The 18,783-nt window shown below is 68.7% G+C and carries 22 protein-coding genes; 10 read left to right on the top strand and 12 right to left on the bottom strand.

The features are described from left to right. Positions 1-8: 8 nt before the first annotated feature. Genes sdhA through FE263_RS09740 form a run of 3 tightly spaced genes read left to right on the top strand, consistent with a single transcriptional unit; the run spans position 9 to position 3,332 of the window. Positions 9-1,829: a succinate dehydrogenase flavoprotein subunit gene (gene sdhA / locus FE263_RS09750; protein ID WP_138325821.1), complete on the top strand. Its 1,821-nt coding sequence runs from the start codon at positions 9-11 to the stop codon at positions 1,827-1,829. 15 nt (positions 1,830-1,844) lie between these two features. After that, positions 1,845-2,627, top strand: a complete 783-nt coding sequence (locus tag FE263_RS09745) for a succinate dehydrogenase iron-sulfur subunit (RefSeq protein ID WP_138325820.1) — start codon at positions 1,845-1,847, stop codon at positions 2,625-2,627. Positions 2,628-2,669: 42 nt separating this feature from the next. Beyond that, positions 2,670-3,332, top strand: coding sequence for a protein-tyrosine phosphatase family protein (locus tag FE263_RS09740; protein WP_138325819.1), 663 nt, complete (start codon positions 2,670-2,672; stop codon positions 3,330-3,332). Between the two features lie 44 nt (positions 3,333-3,376). Here FE263_RS09740 and FE263_RS09735 read toward each other — a convergent pair whose 3' ends face one another. From FE263_RS09735 to FE263_RS09715, 5 genes are all read right to left on the bottom strand, one after another. Next, positions 3,377-3,886, bottom strand: a complete 510-nt coding sequence (locus tag FE263_RS09735) for a helix-turn-helix domain-containing protein (protein WP_138325818.1) — start codon at positions 3,884-3,886, stop codon at positions 3,377-3,379. A 72-nt stretch (positions 3,887-3,958) separates the two neighbouring features. Next, complete coding sequence (gene lnt, locus FE263_RS09730; protein ID WP_138325817.1) at positions 3,959-5,488, bottom strand: apolipoprotein N-acyltransferase; 1,530 nt, start codon at positions 5,486-5,488, stop codon at positions 3,959-3,961. 30 nt (positions 5,489-5,518) lie between these two features. After that, positions 5,519-6,361, bottom strand: a complete 843-nt coding sequence (locus FE263_RS09725; RefSeq protein ID WP_408886187.1) for a GNAT family N-acetyltransferase — start codon at positions 6,359-6,361, stop codon at positions 5,519-5,521. Between the two features lie 2 nt (positions 6,362-6,363). Continuing rightward, entirely contained in the window at positions 6,364-6,867 is a 504-nt protein-coding gene (locus FE263_RS09720) for a Fur family transcriptional regulator (protein ID WP_138325815.1), read from the bottom strand. Between the two features lie 202 nt (positions 6,868-7,069). Further along, positions 7,070-7,495 (bottom strand): MucR family transcriptional regulator, encoded by a 426-nt coding sequence (locus FE263_RS09715; protein WP_138325814.1) that lies wholly within the window; start codon positions 7,493-7,495, stop codon positions 7,070-7,072. A gap of 117 nt (positions 7,496-7,612) precedes the next feature. Between FE263_RS09715 and FE263_RS09710 the strand changes: the two genes are divergently transcribed. After that, on the top strand, positions 7,613-7,840 hold the full coding sequence (locus FE263_RS09710; protein WP_138325813.1) for a sulfurtransferase TusA family protein: 228 nt from the start codon (positions 7,613-7,615) through the stop codon (positions 7,838-7,840). On the opposite strand, the gene FE263_RS09705 is transcribed toward FE263_RS09710, so the two are convergent. The 5 genes from FE263_RS09705 to FE263_RS09685 form a co-directional block, all read right to left on the bottom strand. Continuing rightward, complete coding sequence (locus FE263_RS09705; protein WP_138325812.1) at positions 7,812-8,288, bottom strand: GNAT family N-acetyltransferase; 477 nt, start codon at positions 8,286-8,288, stop codon at positions 7,812-7,814. The two genes, FE263_RS09710 and FE263_RS09705, sit on opposite strands and share 29 nt — an antisense overlap. Next, positions 8,285-8,956, bottom strand: a complete 672-nt coding sequence (gene tsaB / locus FE263_RS09700) for a tRNA (adenosine(37)-N6)-threonylcarbamoyltransferase complex dimerization subunit type 1 TsaB (protein ID WP_138325811.1) — start codon at positions 8,954-8,956, stop codon at positions 8,285-8,287. Before tsaB ends, FE263_RS09705 begins: the two co-directional genes overlap by 4 nt. Positions 8,957-8,972: 16 nt before the next feature. Next, on the bottom strand, positions 8,973-9,665 hold the full coding sequence (locus FE263_RS09695; protein WP_240759325.1) for a malonic semialdehyde reductase: 693 nt from the start codon (positions 9,663-9,665) through the stop codon (positions 8,973-8,975). A 9-nt stretch (positions 9,666-9,674) separates the two neighbouring features. Then, positions 9,675-10,235 (bottom strand): NifU family protein, encoded by a 561-nt coding sequence (locus FE263_RS09690; protein ID WP_138325810.1) that lies wholly within the window; start codon positions 10,233-10,235, stop codon positions 9,675-9,677. A gap of 187 nt (positions 10,236-10,422) precedes the next feature. Continuing rightward, positions 10,423-11,388, bottom strand: a complete 966-nt coding sequence (locus FE263_RS09685) for a hypothetical protein (RefSeq protein ID WP_138325809.1) — start codon at positions 11,386-11,388, stop codon at positions 10,423-10,425. A gap of 445 nt (positions 11,389-11,833) precedes the next feature. Here FE263_RS09685 and FE263_RS09680 point away from each other — a divergent pair, with 445 nt between their 5' ends. The 6 genes from FE263_RS09680 (at position 11,834) to FE263_RS09655 (ending at position 16,064) form a co-directional block, all read left to right on the top strand. After that, positions 11,834-12,616, top strand: a complete 783-nt coding sequence (locus FE263_RS09680; protein ID WP_138325808.1) for a bestrophin-like domain — start codon at positions 11,834-11,836, stop codon at positions 12,614-12,616. Between the two features lie 11 nt (positions 12,617-12,627). Then, the gene (locus FE263_RS09675) at positions 12,628-12,861 is read left to right on the top strand and encodes a hypothetical protein (RefSeq protein ID WP_138325807.1); all 234 of its coding nucleotides are present in this window, start codon (positions 12,628-12,630) and stop codon (positions 12,859-12,861) included. Next, positions 12,862-13,413: an HPP family protein gene (locus tag FE263_RS09670; protein ID WP_171034029.1), complete on the top strand. Its 552-nt coding sequence runs from the start codon at positions 12,862-12,864 to the stop codon at positions 13,411-13,413. A gap of 190 nt (positions 13,414-13,603) precedes the next feature. Further along, positions 13,604-14,626 carry a YVTN family beta-propeller repeat protein gene (locus FE263_RS09665; RefSeq protein ID WP_240759322.1) on the top strand — a complete coding sequence of 341 codons (1,023 nt, stop codon included), beginning with the start codon at positions 13,604-13,606 and terminating at the stop codon, positions 14,624-14,626. Between the two features lie 33 nt (positions 14,627-14,659). Then, positions 14,660-15,328: an HAD family hydrolase gene (locus tag FE263_RS09660; protein WP_138325805.1), complete on the top strand. Its 669-nt coding sequence runs from the start codon at positions 14,660-14,662 to the stop codon at positions 15,326-15,328. A 37-nt stretch (positions 15,329-15,365) separates the two neighbouring features. Next, positions 15,366-16,064 (top strand): NnrU family protein, encoded by a 699-nt coding sequence (locus tag FE263_RS09655; protein ID WP_171034028.1) that lies wholly within the window; start codon positions 15,366-15,368, stop codon positions 16,062-16,064. 72 nt (positions 16,065-16,136) lie between these two features. Here FE263_RS09655 and FE263_RS09650 read toward each other — a convergent pair whose 3' ends face one another. Both FE263_RS09650 and mdoH read right to left on the bottom strand, forming a co-directional pair. Beyond that, complete coding sequence (locus tag FE263_RS09650; protein ID WP_138325803.1) at positions 16,137-16,619, bottom strand: TspO/MBR family protein; 483 nt, start codon at positions 16,617-16,619, stop codon at positions 16,137-16,139. Positions 16,620-16,649: 30 nt separating this feature from the next. Next, positions 16,650-18,782 carry a glucans biosynthesis glucosyltransferase MdoH gene (gene mdoH, locus FE263_RS09645; RefSeq protein ID WP_138325802.1) on the bottom strand — a complete coding sequence of 711 codons (2,133 nt, stop codon included), beginning with the start codon at positions 18,780-18,782 and terminating at the stop codon, positions 16,650-16,652. Position 18,783 lies beyond the last annotated feature (1 nt).

Raw genomic sequence — 18,783 nt, 5'->3', positions numbered from 1 at the left:
ACCTGCCGATGAACGCCATGCCTCCCTCTTCGTCGCTCACCGGCGGCGCCTACAAGGTGGTCGACCACGCCTATGACGTCGTGGTGGTGGGCGCCGGCGGCTCCGGCCTGCGCGCCACACTCGGCATGGTCGCCAGCGGCCTCAAGACCGCCTGCGTCACCAAGGTGTTCCCGACCCGCAGCCACACCGTCGCCGCGCAGGGCGGCATCGGCGCCTCGCTCGGCAACATGGCCGAGGACAACTGGCGCTGGCACATGTACGACACCGTCAAGGGGTCGGACTGGCTCGGCGACCAGGACGCCATCGAATACATGTGCCGCGAGGCGGTGCCGGCGATCCATGAGCTCGAGCATTTCGGGGTGCCGTTCTCGCGCACCGAGGATGGCCGCATCTACCAGCGCCCGTTCGGCGGCCACATGTCGGAATACGGCAAGGCCCCGGTCCCGCGCGCCTGCGCCGCTGCCGACCGCACCGGGCATGCCATCCTGCACACGCTCTACCAGCAGAGCCTGAAGCACAACGCCGAGTTCTTCGTCGAGTATTTCGCCCTCGACCTGATCATGGACGAGGACGGCGCCTGCCGCGGCGTCATGGCCTGGTCGCTCGAGGACGGCCAGATGCACCGCTTCCGCGCCAACATGGTGGTGCTGGCGACCGGCGGCTACGGCCGCGCCTACCAGTCCTGCACCTCGGCGCATACCTGCACCGGCGATGGCGGCGGCATGGCGATGCGCGCCGGGCTGCCGACGCAGGACATGGAGTTCGTGCAGTTCCACCCGACCGGCATCTTCCCGGCCGGCTGCCTGCTCACCGAGGGCTGCCGTGGCGAAGGCGGCTACCTCACCAATTCCGAGGGCGAGCGGTTCATGGAGCGCTATGCGCCCACCGCCAAGGACCTCGCCTCGCGCGACGTGGTCTCACGGTCGATGACCATCGAGATCAACGAGGGTCGCGGATGTGGTCCGAACCGCGACCACATCATGATGCATCTCGAGCATCTGGGTGCGGACCTGCTGCACGAGCGGCTGCCCGGCATCAGCGAGACCGCGCGGGTGTTCGCCGGCGTCGACGTCACCAAGGAGCCGGTGCCGGTGCTGCCGACCGTGCACTACAACATGGGCGGCATTCCGACGAACTACCACGGCGAGGTGTTGCGCCCGACGCAGGCCAATCCCGATGCCATCGTGCCCGGCCTGATGGCGGTCGGCGAAGCGGCCTGCGTGTCGGTGCATGGCGCCAACCGGCTGGGGACCAACTCGCTGCTCGACCTGGTGGTGTTCGGCCGCGCCGCCGCGTTGCGGGCCGCCGATATCGTCAAGCCGGGTGCCGCGATCGCCCCGCTGCCGACCGGCGCCGGAGAGGCGACCCTGGCGCGGTTCGACAAGCTGCGCCATGCCAGTGGCGGCACCCGCGTTGCGACGCTGCGCGAGGAGCTGCAGCGGACCATGCAGGCGCATGCGGCGGTGTTCCGCTCGGGCGACAGCCTGACGCAGGGTGTCGGCAAGATCAAGAACCTGTGGACGGGCCTTTCCGACGTCTCGGTGTCGGATCGTTCGCTGATCTGGAACAGCGACCTGATGGAAGCGCTGGAGTTCGAGAACCTGATCGCCAACGGCACGGTGACGATGGGCAGCGCCGAGAACCGCGAGGAGAGCCGAGGCGCCCATGCGCATGACGATTTTCCCGAACGCGACGATGCCGGCTGGATGAAGCACACCGTCTCGCACCTGGACGCCAAGGGCGACGTCTCGATCACCTATCGCCCGGTGCGGATGCAGACCCTGACCAACGAGGTCTCGGTCTTCCCGCCAAAGAAGCGCGTGTACTAAGGCCGGAGCCTAGCCATGGTCGAATTCTCCCTCCCGAAGAACAGCAAGATCGGTCGCGGCCGCACGTTCAAGGCGCCGGCCGGGGCCAAACGGGTCAAGGAATTCAAGGTCTATCGCTGGAACCCGGATGACGGCCAGAACCCGGTGCTCGACAGCTATGAGCTGGACCTGGATGCGATGGGTCCGATGGTGCTGGACGCGCTGATCCACATCAAGAACGACGTCGACCAGACGCTGACCTTCCGGCGTTCGTGCCGCGAGGGTATCTGCGGCTCGTGCGCGATGAACATCGACGGCACCAACACGCTGGCCTGCCTGAAGCCCATCGAGGAAGTGAAGAAGGCGGTCAGCATCTATCCGCTGCCGCACATGCCGGTGGTCAAGGACCTCGTGCCGGACCTCACCCAGGCCTATGCGCAGCTGCGCTCGGTGGAGCCCTGGCTGAAGACTGACAGCGCCCCGCCGCCGGACGGCGAGCGCCGGCAGAGCATCGAGGAGCGCGCGGTGCTGGACGGCATGTGGGAGTGCATCCTGTGCTTCTGCTGCACCACCGCCTGCCCGTCGTACTGGTGGAACGGTGACCGCTATCTCGGTCCTGCAACGTTGCTTGCGGCCTATCGCTGGATCGCCGACAGCCGTGACGAGTTCACCGGCGAGCGTCTCGACGCGCTGGAGGATCCGCTCAAGCTGTATGGCTGCCGCACCATCATGAACTGCACGCAGACCTGCCCGAAGGGTCTCAACCCCGCCGAGGCGATCGGCAAGATCAAGCAGCTCCAGCTGCAGCGGAAGGGCTGATCACCCGGGCTTCGTTGCGTCCCTCCGTGCTATCGTTGCGCCATGTTCGATGAAGCCCTGAACGGTCGCGCCAGCCGGAATGCCGCCTGGCGCGACAGCCTGCTGGTCGATCATGCCATCTTCCGCACGGTCTGGTCGAACTTCGCACCGGTGCTGGCGGGGCGGGTCTACCGCTGCAATCACCCGACGCCGGCTCGGCTCTCCGACCTCGCCTCGCGCTACCACATCCACACCCTGATCAACCTGCGCGGCCATCGGCGCTGCGGGTCTGACGCACTCTCGCGCGAGGCCGCGCGCGATCTCGGGCTGGCGCATGTCGACATGGCGTTCGAAAGCAGGGGCGCGCCGCACCGGGACCGCATCCTGCGCTTCGAGCAGATCTATCGCGGCGTGACGTTCCCGATCCTGATGCACTGCAAGTCAGGCGCCGACCGGGCCGGACTCGCCTCGGGACTGGTGATCATGTTCGAGGGCGGCACCGCGGCGGAGGCGCTGCGCCAGCTCTCCTGGCGGTTCGGGCATTTCAACCGCTCGCGCACCGGCATCCTGGATGCCTTCTTCCTTCGCTTCCAGCGGGACGCCGAGGGCAGGCTTCCATTCCTGGAGTGGGTGCGCGACGAATACGACGAGGCCGCCCTCAAGCGCGATTTCGTCGCCGGCTCCCTGGCCAGCTTCATCAACGACAGCGTACTACGCCGCGAATAGCGCCACGCGGCGCCTCCTGCGGCGCCGGATCGGCAGCAGGCCAGCTATTCCGGACGTTCCGCCACCGGCCCCATCGACTTGATCAGCTCGAGCACGCGCTTTCGCACCGGCAGCTCGCTGATGCGGTAGTAGGCGCGCACCAGGTCGACGGTCTCCTTGCGGGTGAACAGGTCGTCGCCGCCGCCGAAGCCTTCCTGTCCCTCCGCGAAACCGCCGGCCTGCTGCAGGCTGGAGCGTGCGCCGCTCGCCGCATAGGGCGCCGGCAGATCGTCGAAGAAGAAGCTGACCGGAACGTCGAGCACCCGCGACAGGTCGAACAGCCGCGAGGCACCGACCCGGTTGGCGCCACGCTCGTATTTTTGCACCTGCTGAAAGGTCAGGCCGAGACTGTCGCCGAGGCGCTCCTGCGACATCCCGAGCAGGGTGCGGCGCAGGCGTATGCGACTACCGACATGGACATCGATCGGGCTCGGCCGCGAGTCCCGCTCGCCCGTGGGCTCGCCAGGTCCGCCGGAGGGCTGCGACGGGTCTCGGCTGGAAGCGACACGCGACATACACACCTCGACTAGACGGTGTCCTGATTGGTAAACGCTCAACCTGTGGCTGTCAACGTTTACGAGTTCGCGTCAAACTTGAGATGAAAGTGCGGTCGGGTCGCCGGCTGATCGGGTAATGCGACGGGTACGCCCCGGAAGCTTCAACCCCAGGATGCAGAGCAGCGCCATCAGCAACGGCACCCAGAGCCCGTGGCGTGCAAACAGCGTCGGCGGCAGGGGCGGCGGAAGGGCAACATCCAGGCTGCCGCTGCGACCCCATCCGAGTTCACCGAGCCGGCGGCCGAAGCCATCGAATGCCGCCGAGATGCCGGTATTGGCGGCGCGGGCCAGCGGCAGCCCTTCCTCCACGGCGCGCATGCGGGCGGACTGCAGATGCTGGTGAGGCCCGGCGCTGTCACCGTACCAGGCATCGTTTGTGATGTTGAGCAGCCAGCCTGGCCGGTCACCCGGCTGCACCACCCGCCCCGGAAAGATCACCTCGTAGCAGATCAGGGTGCCGAAGGGGGCGAGGCCGGGCAGCCTCAATGTGCGCGGTCCCGGGCCGGCGGCGAAACCGCCGCCCGGCACCACCTGGAACGGCAGGCCGGCGGGCTGGTACTCCCCGAACGGCACCAGGTGCGCCTTGTCGTACAGGGCGGCGATGCCGCCATCCGGCCGCAGCGCCACCATGCTGTTGCGCGGGCGTTCGTCGGCACCGAAGCGGACGCTGCCGATCAGTCCGGCCGACGCACCCGGCGCCTGCGCCATGATCACCGCGCGTGCCTGCGCGTCCTCGTCAAGCAGGCCGGGGAAGGCGCTTTCCGGCCAGGTGAACACCATCGCTCGGCCGGAAGACCTCGCGCGCGCGCCAGCCTGCGCGGCACCCCCGGCGGTAAGCGCCAGGTATTTGCGGAAGGTCTGCACCGCGGTGTCGTGGTCCAGCTTCTCGCTCTCGGGGATGTTGCCCTGCACCAGCAGCACGACCGGTCCCGGCGCACCCACCGGGCGGATCGTGCCAAGCCGCAACGTGCCGGCGCCCGCCCAGAGCGCCAGCAGCACGAGGCTGCCGGCGATGCCGCGCCGGCCGAGCGTCGGCAGCAGGGCTGCCAGCAGCGTCAGCAGGGTCAGGCCCGGCACGCCGACCCAGGCCGCCGGCTGGATCATGATGTCGCCGGCCCGGCCCGGCCACTCCCAGCTGCTGCCGAGCGGGTTCCACGGAAAGCCGGTGAACAGGAACTCGCGCGCCAGGTCGGACAGCGTCCACAGCCCCGCGAAGGCCGCCACCCGCCGCCAGCCGGACGGCGCCAGCATCGCCAGGGCGCAAGGCAGCGCCAGCACGACGGCAAGCGGCACGGCGCACAGCGGAGTCGCCAGCGGGACCGCCCACCAGAACTGGTCGACCCGGGTCAGGATGGCGTTGGTGATCCAGTACAGCCCGGCACAGTAGTAGCCGAACCCGAACAGGAAGCCGTCCAGCAGGGCGCCGTAGGCCGCCCTGCCGCGGACCGGCCGCGCGCCGAGCCTGGCCAGCAACAACGGCAGGGTGAGCCAGAGGATGCCGGTGAGACCGACCGGCGGCAGGGCCAGGGCCGAGGCGGCGCCGAGCAGCAGATTGAACATGACGGCAGCTCTGGAGCGGCGACGCGCCGGTCAGTCCAGGGCGTCGCGCAGCTGGCGCTCGTAGTGCCGGTAGTACTTGTCGGTGATCAGGTCGGTCTTGACCACCACCGCGACATCGGTGGTGTTGAACTGCTGGTCGACCACGGCGCCGTCGCCGATGAAGCCGCCCAGACGGAGGTAGCCCTTCACCAGGGGAGGCAGCAGCAGTTGCGTTCGCTTGTGGTCCAGTGTCGCCGGATCGCAGCGGCGCATCTCGATATGCCGGGCGGGAACGGCGCGCAGGCGCAGCGCCGGTGGCGCCAGATGGTTGTGATACAGGTAGGTCAATTCGGCGGCGAGCCGGTCCGGATCGGTGCCGGGCAGGCTCGCGCAGCCGAACATCACATCGATCCGGTGCAGGAACACGTAGGCGGCGATGCCGCGCCACAGCAGCTGCATCACGGCGCGGCCACGATAGGCCGGGTCCACGCACGACCGTCCCAGTTCGAGCAGGCGGCCGGGAAAGCCGGTGATGCGGCTGATGTCGTACTCGTCCGAGGTGTAGAACCGGCCGACCCGCTCGGCTCCCTCGTTCTGCACCAGCCGGTAGGTGCCGACGACGCCGCGCGGGCCGGAGCCGAGCGCATGGTCGATCACCAGCAGGTGGTCGGCGACATCGTCGAAGATGTCGATGTCGCGCTTCAGCCGGCGCGCGGTGTCGTCGGGCTGCGCGCCCATCTCCTCGTAGAAGATGCGGTAGCGCAACGCCTGCGCCGCATCGCGTTCGGCGGCGCTGACCGCGATCCGGACACCGAGATTGCCGGCGCGCAGCTCGCCGAAGCCGCCATCGCGCTTGGGCGGCAACAGTGGCGGCGCCACGATCGGAGTTGTCAGGCTCACCTCGTCACTCCGTTCCGGTCGCGTGCCCTGCCGCCATCCTGCTCGGCCACGATGTCGCCGTCCCCGTTCGGTCGGTCGGCTCCGGGCTCGGCGCCGGTGCGGCGGCGCCCGAACAGCTCCATGCGGTGCGACACCAGGTCGAAGCCGAGTCGGGTCGCGATCTGCCGCATCAGCTGCTCGTGCTCCGCATCCTCGAACTCGATCACGCGGCCGCTCTCGATGTCGATGAGGTGATAATGATGGCCGTGCTCGGTCGCCTCGTAACGTGCCCGGCCACCGCCGAAGTCGCGTCGCTCGAGGATGCCCTTCTCCTCGAGCAGCCGGACCGTCCGATACACCGTCGCCACCGAGATCCTGCTGTCGAGCGAGGCGGCGCGGCGATACAGTTCCTCGACGTCGGGATGGTCCTCGGCCTCGGACAGCACCTTCGCGATCACCCGCCGCTGGCCGGTCATCTTCAGGCCGCGCTCGACGCACAGGCGCTCTATGCGGGATGCCATCGCATCACCACGTCGCGGTCCCGCAGGAAGAGGCGTGCACTCATTGGAGGTCGCGTATCCCAAGATCGCGGGCCTTGTCCAATCCGCTCCGGATTGAGTCGCAGATGGATCGGGCGGCGCCGCTTCCGGCATGCTGGGCAGAACGCCTGGCTACTGCGACGAAGGCGACGCTGGCGAGCGGGGCCGCACCGATGCCCCCTTCCTAGCGGACGACGCGCGGCTTGGTGCCGAGGCCGATCTGCTTGGCGAGCGACGACCGGTGGCGCGCATAGTTCGGCGCCACCATCGGATAGTCGGCCGGCAGGTTCCAGCGCTCGCGATATTGCTCGGGCGTCATGTTGTAGGCGGTCTTGAGATGCCGCTTCAGCATCTTGAGCTTCTTGCCGTCCTCGAGGCAGATGATGTGGTCCGGATAGATCGACTTCTTGACCGATACCGCCGGCTGCGGCTTGTCCACCGGGGCGACGTCGCGCCCGACGGCGGCGAGGGTTCGGTAGACATCGGCGATCAGCGCCGCAAGCGCATCGGACTGCACCGCATTGTTTGCGACATGGGCGGAGACGATCTGCGCCGTCAGCCCCAGCACGCCCAGTCCCAGAGCGCCGGGGTGTCCCGCCTGATCGGTCATGTCCGTGCCCCTTGGTCAGATATACTCGCATTCCATATAAATGTTATTCCGATTCCCGCAATGTGTATTCCGCCTTACTCCGCCTCGACCGGTATGCGGAAGGAGCTCGTGGACGCTATGCCTGACCATCACCTCGATATAACCCGCGAGACCTGCCCGATGACCTTCGTGCGGACGCGGCTGGCACTCGACCGGATCGTTCCAGGAGAGACGCTGCACGTGCTGCTTGCCGGCGACGAGCCGCACCGCAACGTGGTGCGCAACGCGGAGAGCCTGGGCCACGCGGTGACCGCCGATGACGCGCGTCCGGATGGCTTCAGGCTGGTGTCGATACGCCGCCGGTAAGGCCGAGAGACAGCACGAGGGCGTCGCTGCCGTCGCGGTAATAACGGCGTCGCCGGCCGACCTCGACGAAGCCGCGGCGGCGATACAGCGACTGCGCCGCCGCATTGCCGGCGGCTACCTCGAGCAGCACCTCGTGGGCGCCGCGGCGGGCGCACTCCGCCAGCCCGGCACCCAGCAGCCCGGCGCCGATCCCGGCCGACCGGTCCGCCGGACGCACGCCTATGGTGAGCACCTCGGCCTCCCCGGCGGCGACGCGGAACAGGGCGAGCCCGGCCGGACCGTCCACGGTTTCGGCCACTACCGCAAAGCAGGCTGGCGCCTCCAGCAGCCCGGCGAACGCCTTGGCACTCCAGGCCTCGTCGCCGGGGTGCACGAAGCTTTCCTCGTGCAGCGCCGCCAGCAACGGTGCCCAGCAGGGTGCGGCGACGATCCGGTGCGAGGCGGTCAAGCCGGAGCCGGGCGCAGGCCGTTTGCCGGCAGCTTCGCCTCTGGGGGATCGACATAGAACGGCTGCGCGGCCAGCGGCGGCAACCGGCCTGCGGCGCGATCGATCGCCACGCCGGCGATTGCCGAAAGCTCCGGACGGTCGATGCCGAGGGTGCGCGAGGCGATGCCGGCATGCTCCAGCACCGGTTGCACCAGGTCGCTGGCGTTGCCGGCAAGGAGCAGCGGCCCCGGACCCTGCGACGGCAGCGCCTGCAGCATGCATCCGACCGGCTCCAGCCCGTCGCGCTCCAGGAACACCCGGCCGGTCCGTGCCGTGGTCACGCACCACAGCGGCAGAGAGCGCGGCCCGGCCGTGCGTCGCAGGGCCTCGCCGACGGTGACGCCCACCAGGCTTGTTCCGCTGCCGAGTGCGAGGCCATGCGCCAGCGCCAGGGTCGCACGCAGGCCGGTGAAGCTGCCCGGGCCGACGATGGTGGCAATCAGGCCGATCGCGGACAGCTGCAGGCCGGCCGCCGCGAGCATCGCCGGCAGAGATCCGGCCAACCGCTGCGCACCGCCACGACCGCACTCCAGCGCGTCCGACAGCATGACCAGCCGGCCGTCCGCGGCGGACCGCACCAGCCCCATGCGGCCATCCGGTCCGGCGCCGTCGAGCACCAGGATGTGCAACCGGCGCGTGCCGTCGCTAGAGCAGCAGGCAGGCTTCGTCGAAGGCCAGCCGCGGCGCCCGTGGGTGCGACGGCTCACCGTCCGCGTAGCCGAGATTGAGCAGGAAATTCGATCGCCAGCCCTGCCCCGACAGGAAGATCTCGTCGACCTTGTCGTTGTCGAAGCCCGACATCGGCGCCGCATCGAGGCCGAGCATGCGTGCCGCCAGGATCAGGTAGCCGCCCTGCAGGCTGCCGTTGCGCGACGCGGTCTCCTCGGCGAGCACGATGTCGGCGGCGAACCAGGAGCGCGCCTCGACCTGCGGATACAGCCGCGGCAACTGCTCGTAGAACAGCGGGTCCTGCGCCACGATCACGGTCAGCGGCGCGCTCATGGTGCGTTCGACGTTGCCGCTCGACAGCGCCGGCCGCAGCCGCTCCCGGCTGTCGCGGCTGGCCAGGAACACGAAGCGTGCCGGCGAGCAGTTGCCCGAGGTCGGGCCGAGCTTCACCAGTTCGTAGAGTGCATGCAGCAGGGTCTCCGGCACCGGCAGGTCGCGCCAGCGCTCCGGCGTGCGGGCCTGGCGGAACACCTGCTCCAGGACCGCGTCCGGAACACCGGCGGGAACGTCGGCCACCGCCGCACGTGCGTGGTGTTCATCCCCGGCCCGGGCGGTTCCGGTGAGCCCCTCGGCCGGCTCCGAGCCAGGCTGCATCGTCTCGGAGGCCATGGCCGCGGATCAGGCCTCGACCTGCTCGACCGACTGCACTTCCGGCACGTAGTGTCGCAGCATGTTCTCGACGCCGTGCTTCAGCGTGGCGCGCGAGGACGGGCAGCCGGAGCAGGCGCCCTGCATGTGCAGCCGCACGATCCCGTCGCGGTAGCCGCGGAATACGATGTCGCCGCCGTCGCCGGCCACCGCCGGGCGCACGCGGGTATCGAGCAGTTCCTTGATCTGGGCGACCACCTCGCTGTCCTCCGGAAGGGTGTCCTCCTCGGCGAGGTCGCCCTGCCCCTCGACCACCGGCCGGCCGGAGACGAAATGGTCGACGATCACCGAGAGCACCATCGGCTTCAGCGCAGACCAGTCGACCGCCTCGGTCTTGCTGACGGTGATGAAGTCGGCGCCGAGGAATACCCGCGCCACGCCATCGAGATCGAACAGCGCCAGGGCCAGCGGCGAGCGGGCAGCGCTCTCCGGGCCGCTGAAATCGGCGGTGCTGTAGCCCATCACGTCCCGGCCGCCTGGAATGAACTTGAGGGTGGCCGGGTTCGGGGTGTCCTCGGTTTCGATGAACATGTTGTCAGGATCCTATGAAGTGCCGGTGAACCGGCAACTCTGTCGGCTTCTCATGTGGCAAGAAGCACCCGGCAGGCAAGTGCCGTGTATCGAACCCTGACCCTATCCACCGGCACGCCAGCGGATCGTCGGGGATGCCGGCGTCCCGATGCCGCGGCATCCCCGGGTGCGACCAGAGGCGCATCGCCTAGAAAGGCGTGCGCAGGCTCACGATCCAGTTGCGCTGATAGACCGGCAGCAGTGCCGGCTCGGTGCGGAAGGCGGGAGTGAGCGGGAACTGGTAGCCGACGCCCAGCGCGACGCCGAAGCGGTCATGGATCGTGAACTTGCCCAGGACGGCTCCGACCGTCATCAACACCTGGTTGCTGCCGCCATGCTGGGTGCCGTTGAGCCAGTCGGTCCAGTTGAACTCGACCTCCGGCCAGATCACCTTCTCGAAGCGATACTGGAACACCAGGTTGCTGACCAGCGACGTTCCGTAGAGGTGCGACTGCGACGTCGGTATCGACGGCCCGAAGGTCGCCTGGATGTCGAAGTCGCCGAAGCCCTTGCCGCCGCCGATATTCGGATTGACGAAGAAGACGTGGTTGGTGAACTTCGAAGCCCCGATCGGGGCGGTCGCCGTGATCCAGCCGCTCAGCACGTAGTTGCCGTCGTTCGGGCCCGCGCTCAGCAGGCGCTGCTTGAACAGCGCGAACTGCCAATCCCCGAATCCGGTCGCCGGATTCTTGTTCTGGCGCTGCTGGTACGGGGGGATATTGATGTCGATCTCTTCGGTGGTGTCCGGGATCAGCTGCAGCCCCTTGTTGACGCCGAAGTTCTGTACGCTGGCATCGTTGCCCAGATGCTCGATGTACTGGTCGTACCGCATCTGCTCCACCAGGAAGGGCGGCGGTGCCACCAGCGCCGCGACCCATCCCGGCTGCTCCGATTGCGCGAGGGCGACCCGGCGGAACCAGTTGCGGAAATAGGCCTCGACGCCGCGCTCCTCTTCCCAGGCCGGAGTCGGCGCAGCGTCCGGCACAGGTTGCTCCCGCATCAACGCAGCCTGGCTTTGCCCAGGCCCGAGATCGACGGCGGCTGCCGGAACCTGGGCATGCGCCGCCGGGTCGGCGAGACGCGACACGATGACCGCAGCGGCGGCACACGTCATAGACCGCTTCGACAGCAATACAGAAAACATCGGTAGCCTTGTCACTATAGCACGGGGAGCCGGCAGTTGCTGTTGCCGTCGATCGCAGCGTCTGTCGCCGGTTGGCTGCTCTCGAGGTGGCGTTATTGCACGACAGTAGTCATGTCAACGCCGGAGCCTGAACAGGAATGTCGACAGATCGATCGTGTCCGCGATGCGAGAATGCTTATGCCGAGGGAGTATTATCTCTGGGCCTGCGCCAACGACCGTTGCGACGCTGCAGGCTGTCATCATTAGTTCGGTATAGTCAGAATTCCTGCGTCCGTGCTGCATCCGGAACGGAATTGGGGTCCGTGGAGATTGCCGACATCCGATGCCCTCCCGACCCTTGTAGGAGCATGGCCCGCGCTTTATCAGGACCTCCTGCAATGACGCCACATGACCTCAGACATCGGGAAGCAGGATATTGTCGATAGGATCGCTGTCCCTGGCTTTGCTGATCGTCGGGGGAACGATCGCGTTTGGCGTCGTCGGCGTCGAGTGCGGCAGACGTATCGTCAAGGGCAAGGTTGTAGAAGGCCACAACGATGTCCTGGTGCCGCTGTTCCTCACCGCCGGGGTGATCTATGCGGTCCTGCTGGGCTTCATGGTGGTCGCCGTCTGGGAGACATATTCCGACGCGCACGACAACGCCGCCCAGGAAGCCGCGGTCCTGGTGCCGCTGTATCGCCAGACATCCGACATGGCCGACGACAAGCGCGTCGAGATGCGACATCTCCTGCGCGACTACGCCGAAACGATTGTCAGTGACGAGTGGCCACGGCTGGCCGGCACGGGGCAGGCAAGCCCCAGGGCGCAGTACCTGATCGGGCAGATCTACAAGGAATTCGGCACGCTGGCGCCGGCGACGAAGATCAAGGAAATCATCGACGCGGAATTCCTGCGCACCCTGTCGTCGGAGCTGGTGTTCCGCAACAAGAGGCTTCTGCAGGCCTCCGAGGGATTGTCGTGGGTGATGTGGCTGGGAGCGATCGGGGGCGCGGTCATCACCATCGGCATGACCTTCGTGCTGTTCATGGAAAACAAGTGGCCGCAGCTCCTGTGCGTCGGAACGATGTCGGCATTGATCGGAATGCTGCTCTACATCCTGGCCATCCTGAGCCACCCGTTCAGCGGGCCGCTGGCGATCGATCCCGCCGCCTTCGAGGCGTCGCTGGCGACATTCCAGATCATCGACCACGAGACGTAGGAGAGGCCAACATGCACATCAGCACTCTCGGCGAGAAGACCGGCCACGGCAGGGAACTCGGGGTGGTCTACGCCTCGGTCGAAGGCGTCAACGACGAGTCGTTCGACGTCTGCATCGTGGAGCTGATCGAGAAGGCCCACAAGCTTGGCGCGAAGGCGCTGGTCGGGTTGCAGCTGGTGCAGAGCCAGTTCCAGTGGAACCAGCGAACCAGCCTGCTCGCCACGGCGCTTGCGGGGATCGAATAATTGGGCACGACCACGCCAACCGTACGTGCGAGGCCTCGACTGCGTGGTTTCCTGCCGTTGCAGCCGGCCGTCTCCGTCAAGGAAATGATCCGGATCGGCATCGGATCGTTTCTCGGGATCGGCCTGACCGGCGCGCTCACGACCTGGTGGTTCGGCGCATCCTGGGCAACGCCGATCGTGATCGCTCCGATGGGAGCCGCGTCGGTGCTGCTGTTCGCGCTGCCGGACAGTCCACGCATACAGCCGTTCGCAATGGTCGCCGGATGCTTCCTGGCCGCCTTGATCGGGGTCACCTGCGCGCGCTACGTCGCCAACCCGCTTCTGGCCGTCAGCCTGGCGATCGGCCTCACCCTGGTTGCCCAGGCCCTGTGCCGGTGCACGCATCCGCCGGGTGGCGCCGTCGCGGTCGTGGCGGTACTGGGAGGTCCGAAAGTCCTCGCGGCAGGCTACGGCTTCGTGTTCATGCCCGTGATGGTCAACACGATCATCCTGCTGATCATCGGGTTCTGCTACAATAACCTGACCGGCCGCACCTATCCGCACATCCCCTAGCCACCGGCCCTGGCCATTGGCCCTGGTGACGGGCAGGGCGGGCGCCGGCGGTCGTGCCCGCCCGGCAGGGGCGATGAATTGCCTCAGGGACCGCTGGAAACGATGGCTTCAAGTGCCTGAGAAGCCTATGGAGGCATCAACCGGCACGGCCGACAACATGGCCGGGGCCGGCGCTTCAAGCGAGTTGCCCATGAACAGACCCCGCTCCGCCGCCGGCCTCCTTGCCCTCGCGCTGTTCGCCTCCGTGCCGCCGATCGCGGGCGCCCGCGCGCAGACCGCGCCACATCCGGAACGGCTCGCCTTCGTTCTGAACTCGGCCGACGCGTCGATCAGCGAGATCGACATCGACAGCCGGCAGGAGGTGCGCCGCATCCCGGTGCTGCGCGAGCCGCACCACATGGCGCTCAGCCCGGACGGACGCTCGCTGGTGGTGGGCGACACCGCCGGCAACGCGCTTTTCTTCCTCGACCCGATCACCGGCGCGATGCAGCGCCGCATCGCCGTCAGCGACCCCTACCAGATCTCGTACAGCCCGGACGGGCGCTGGCTCACGGTGGCCGGCCTCGCCCGCAACCAGGTCGACATCTACGACGTCGCCACCATGACGCTGGCACACCGGGTGCCGGCGAGGTCGATGCCGAGCCACATCAACTACTCGCCGGACTCCGCCGTCGCCTATGTCAGCCTGCAGGACAGCGGCCGGCTGATCGCCATCGAGACCGCGACCGGCCGGGTGCAGTGGGACAGCAAGGTCGGCTCGACCCCCGCCGGCGTGCTCTGGCACGAGGGCCACGTGCTGGTCGCCAACATGGGAACCGACTTCGTCGCCGTGGTCGACCCGCGCGACGGCCATGTCGAACGCGAGATCCACATGGCGCCCGGTCCGCACAACCTGTTCATCACGCCCGACCACAAGCGGCTCTACGTGACCTGCCGGGTATCCGGCACCATCACCCAGCTCGACTGGAACAGCCTCGACGTGGTGCGCAGCTACCACCTGCCCGGCGGACCGGACGACATCGTGTTCGGTCCGGACGGCAGCATGTGGGCGACGCTGCGCTGGCGCCAGCATGTGGCGGTGCTGGACCTCGCATCGGGCAACTACACCACCATCGCCACCGGCCGCTCGCCGCACGGCATCTGGCTGAACACCGCGATGCCCGGCCGCAGGATCAGCATGCTGACGGGGAACTCCGCACCCGCCACGCGCTAGTCCCCCCGCACAACAGCAGCGGGAGCGACGGCCATGCCGGGCGCGGTGATCTTCGACGTGGACGGCACCCTGGTGGACAGCGTCACCCTGCACGCGCAGGCGTGGCAGGACGCCTTCCGCGACTTCGGGCATGAGTTCGAGCTCGACAAAATACGCGGCCAGATCGGCAAGGGCGGCGACCAGCTGCTGCCGGTATTCCTCGACGAGCGCGTGTGCGAGGAGCAGGGCGAGGCGATCAACAAGCACCGCGCCGGAATCCTGAAGGAGCGCTATCTCGGCCGCATCGAGGCGTTCCCGCAGGTGCGCGCCCTGGTTCAGCGCCTGCAGGCCGAGGGCTGGCGGGTCGCCCTCGCCTCCTCCGCCAAGGGCGACGAGCTCGCCACCTACAAGAAGATCGCCGACATCACCGACCTGATCCAAACCGAGACCTCGTCGGACGACGCCGAGCACAGCAAGCCCGAGCCGGACATCTTCCAGGCCGCGCTCGAGAAACTGGACGGGCTGGACCCGAAGCAGGCGTTCGTCATCGGCGACACGCCCTACGACGCCGAGGCAGCCGGCAAGGCGGGGGTGCGCACCATCGGCGTCACCTGCGGCGGCTGGTCCGAGGCGGAGTTGCGACAGGCCGGCTGCATCGCGGTGTATCGCGATCCGGCCGACCTGCTCGCCAAATATGAGCAGTCGCCGCTGGCCCGGTCCTGATCCTAATGTTGCCCTCCAACGAAGGAGGGCGCGCGCGATGACCCCTGTCCCGACCGCCCTGGTCCTGGCCGGAGGCAGCTGGATCGGGCTGCATGTCGGCGTCGCCGGCACCGCGCTGCGCGGCGTCGTGGCCCGGCGCACCGGCGAGAACGGCTTTCGCATCGTGTTCTCGACGCTGTCGGTCGCCACCATCGCCTTCCTGGTGATCAGCTACCGGAATGCCCGGGCGCAGGGCTCGCCGACCTTATGGACCACGCCGCACTGGCTCGGCTGGCTGCTGGTCCTGTTGATGGCGCCCGCCTTCGTGCTGCTGGTCGGCTCGATGACCAGGCCGAATCCGACCGCGATCGGCGGCGAGAAGCTGGCCGGCCAGGAGCCGCGTGGCCTGTCGCGTATCACCCGCCACCCGATGCTGTGGTCGTTCGCGACCTGGTCGGTGGTGCATGTGATCGGCAACGGCGACCTGGTCTCGCTGCTCTTCTTCGGCACCTTCGGCGTCACCGCCCTGCTCGGCATGCCGTCGATCGACCACAAGCTCGCCGCCCGCGATCCGGCAGCGTGGCGGACACTGGCCTCGACGACGTCGATCCTGCCGTTCGGCGCGATCCTGGCCGGACGCAACCGGCTGGTGCTACGCGAGATCGGCTGGATCGCGCCGGTAGTGGGACTGGTGCTCTGGGTCCTGCTGGTGCTGGTGCATCCGTGGCTGTTCGGCGTGTCGCCGCTGCCGTCCTGACGCACTGTTGCACGGCACGGGCAGCTTGCTGTTCCGGACGGCGCAGACACGGCCGGCGAGCGCCATGTCGCCTCAGCGGTTGCGGCGCCAGACCTCTTCCTGCAGGAACGATGCGAACAGCACCCAGCCGGCCAGCGGAACGCCGGCCCAGGCGGCGCGGCGATCGACACCGGCAGCAGTCGCCACCGCCCCGCCGGAGGTCGCCAGCATGGCGACGGTGACGCCGGTCGCGGCGCCGAGCTGCCTGCGGCCGAACAGCACCCAGGGGAAGCCGGCGACGCCGAGCACGTTCAGGCCCCAGAACCCGAGCGCGACCGTGCGCTGCAGGCTCGGCTCGGCTGCCAGCAGCCGGGTGCCGCTATAGGCCAGCAGCCCGTCGAGCCCGGTCCAGACCGCGCCGAACACCGGGCCGGGCGGCGTCGCCGACGGCTTGCGCAGCTTTGCATACCAGGCGGCGGTGCGCGGATGGTCCGGCGTCGGGCTGTAGCGGCGGCCGCTCGCCTGGGCGAGGGCGACGGCGCTGGAGGCGAGCAGGCTGGCGGAGGTCTTGCGCATGCGTGGCGATCCTGAAGGCGGGCGCCCTGCCTATACCAGCGCCGCGCTCGCCACGCGATGCAGTGCCAGCAGTCGGTCCAGCCCGCCGGCGTCCCCGAGCACCGCCGCGCGCTCCCGCGCCGACAGGCCGGCCAGCGCCGCCGGCAGCGTGTCGGCGTCGGACAGTTTCGCGAGGCCCACCAGCAGGTCGGCCTCCGGCGCGCCCTCGCCGCGTCGCCGGGGCGGCGGCAGCATCGCGCGGTGGGCGGCCAGCAGCGCCGGATCGCGCAACAGCGCCTCGAGCGGATCGGCCGGGATGGTGGCCTCCAGCTCGCGCGCCAGCGCATTGGCACGCGCCAGGATCGGCGGCGTCGCCACCTCCTCCGGGATGCGCAGCAGGCCGAGCCGGGCGAGCCCCAGGCCGGGCGCACGATCAGCGGTGATCGCGGCCAGCGGCACCGCCAGCACGAGGCCGAGCAGCACCGGCGTCATCCACAGGAACAGGGCGGGCGACACCGTCCAGGCGATCGCGGTCAGCACCAGGCCGAACAGCATGTGACGCCAGTAGCCGCGCCACACCTCGCGCCACGGCACCCGCCCGTCATCGCGTCGCTGTGCGTTCCAGCCGCTGTCCCGCCCGGCCAGGATCGAGAGCACGCCGCCGGTCTGGATCAGCATGGCGATCGGCGCCACCAGGCCGCCGACCAGGGTCTCGATCAGCACCGACAGCAGCGAGCGCAGCGCACCGCCGCTCCCGCGCCGCGCCTGGCGGTCGAACAGCAGCGCGATCCAGGCGAACAGCTTGGGAGCCAGCAGGATCGCCATGGTGCCGATGAACACGTAGCGCGCCAGCACCGGATCGACCCGCGGCCAGTTCGGGAACAGCGACTTGGTGGCGCCGAAATATTCCGGCCGCAGGAAATGCGACTGCACCGAGATCGCGATGCCGCACAGCAGGAACACCAGCCAGAGCGGCGAGGTCACGTACGAGCCGATGCCCATCATCAGATGCAGCCGGCTGACCCAGTGCAGCCCGCGCGCCGGCAGGACCTTGGCGTGCTGCAGGTTGCCCTGGCACCAGCGGCGGTCGCGTATGGCGATGTCGGTCAGCGAGGGCGGGCTCTCCTCGTAGGATCCCGGCAGCCCCGGCACCATGTGGATCGCCCAGCCGGCGCGACGCATCAGCGCCGCCTCGACGAAATCATGGCTCAGGATATGGCCGCCGAACGGCTTGCGGCCCGGCAGCGTCGGCAACCCGGCCTGCTCCGCGAAGGCGCGGGTGCGGATGATGGCGTTGTGGCCCCAGTAGTTGCCTTCGGAGCCGTGCCACCAGGCGATGCCATAGGCGATCATCGGACCGTACACACGCCCGGCGAACTGCTGCATGCGCGCGAACAGCGTGTTGCCGTTGACGATCACCGGCAGCGTCTGGATCAGCGCGACGCCGGGATGCCGCTCCATGGCGCCGGCCAGGCGCACGATGGTGCCGCCATCCATGACGCTGTCGGCGTCCAGCGTCATCATCTGCGGATAGGCGCCCCCGAACCGGCGCACCCAGTCGGCGATGTTGCCGGCCTTGCGCTCGGTGTTCTTCGCACGCCGCCGGTAGAACACCCGCGCCTGTACCCTCAGACGCTCCCGCAACGAAAGGAAGGCGGCCTCCTCGGCGATCCAGACATCGGCATTGGTGGTGTCGGACAGGACGAAGACGTCGAAGGCGCCGAGCCGGCCGGTCGCCGCCAGGCTCTCGATGATCGCCTGCAGGCCGGCCATCACCCGCGCCGGGTTCTCGTTGTAGGTCGGCATCAGCAGCGCGGTGCGGGCGGAAAGCTCCGGCAGCGGTCCGTCGCGGGTGATGCCGAGCGACAGTCCGCCATGGCCGAGCAGGGAGACGAAGCCGGCCACCGCGCTGGTGAAGGCGAGCGCGATCCAGGCGAACAGCACCACGAACAGCAGCAGCACGACGATGCCGAGCAGCGACGGCCCGGCGCCGTTCAGCACCAGGTACATCTCGCGCGCCGCCGCCAGCGTGAGTGCGATCGCGCTGCCGATCACCAGCAGGCGACGCAGCCCGATCAGGGTCGGCGCGGTCATCGGCCGCGCAGACCGCCCGGGCCTGGCCTGGAGGGATTGCGCCTTCATGCCGAGCGGCGCCTCGGGCGGCAGGAACGGGGCCTGGATCATG

Source organism: Lichenicoccus roseus (assembly GCF_005844085.1).
GTDB classification, from domain to species: domain Bacteria; phylum Pseudomonadota; class Alphaproteobacteria; order Acetobacterales; family Acetobacteraceae; genus Lichenicoccus; species Lichenicoccus roseus.
The sequence above is the reverse complement of the archived record's forward strand: the minus strand, read 5'-3'. Positions and strand labels throughout refer to the sequence as shown.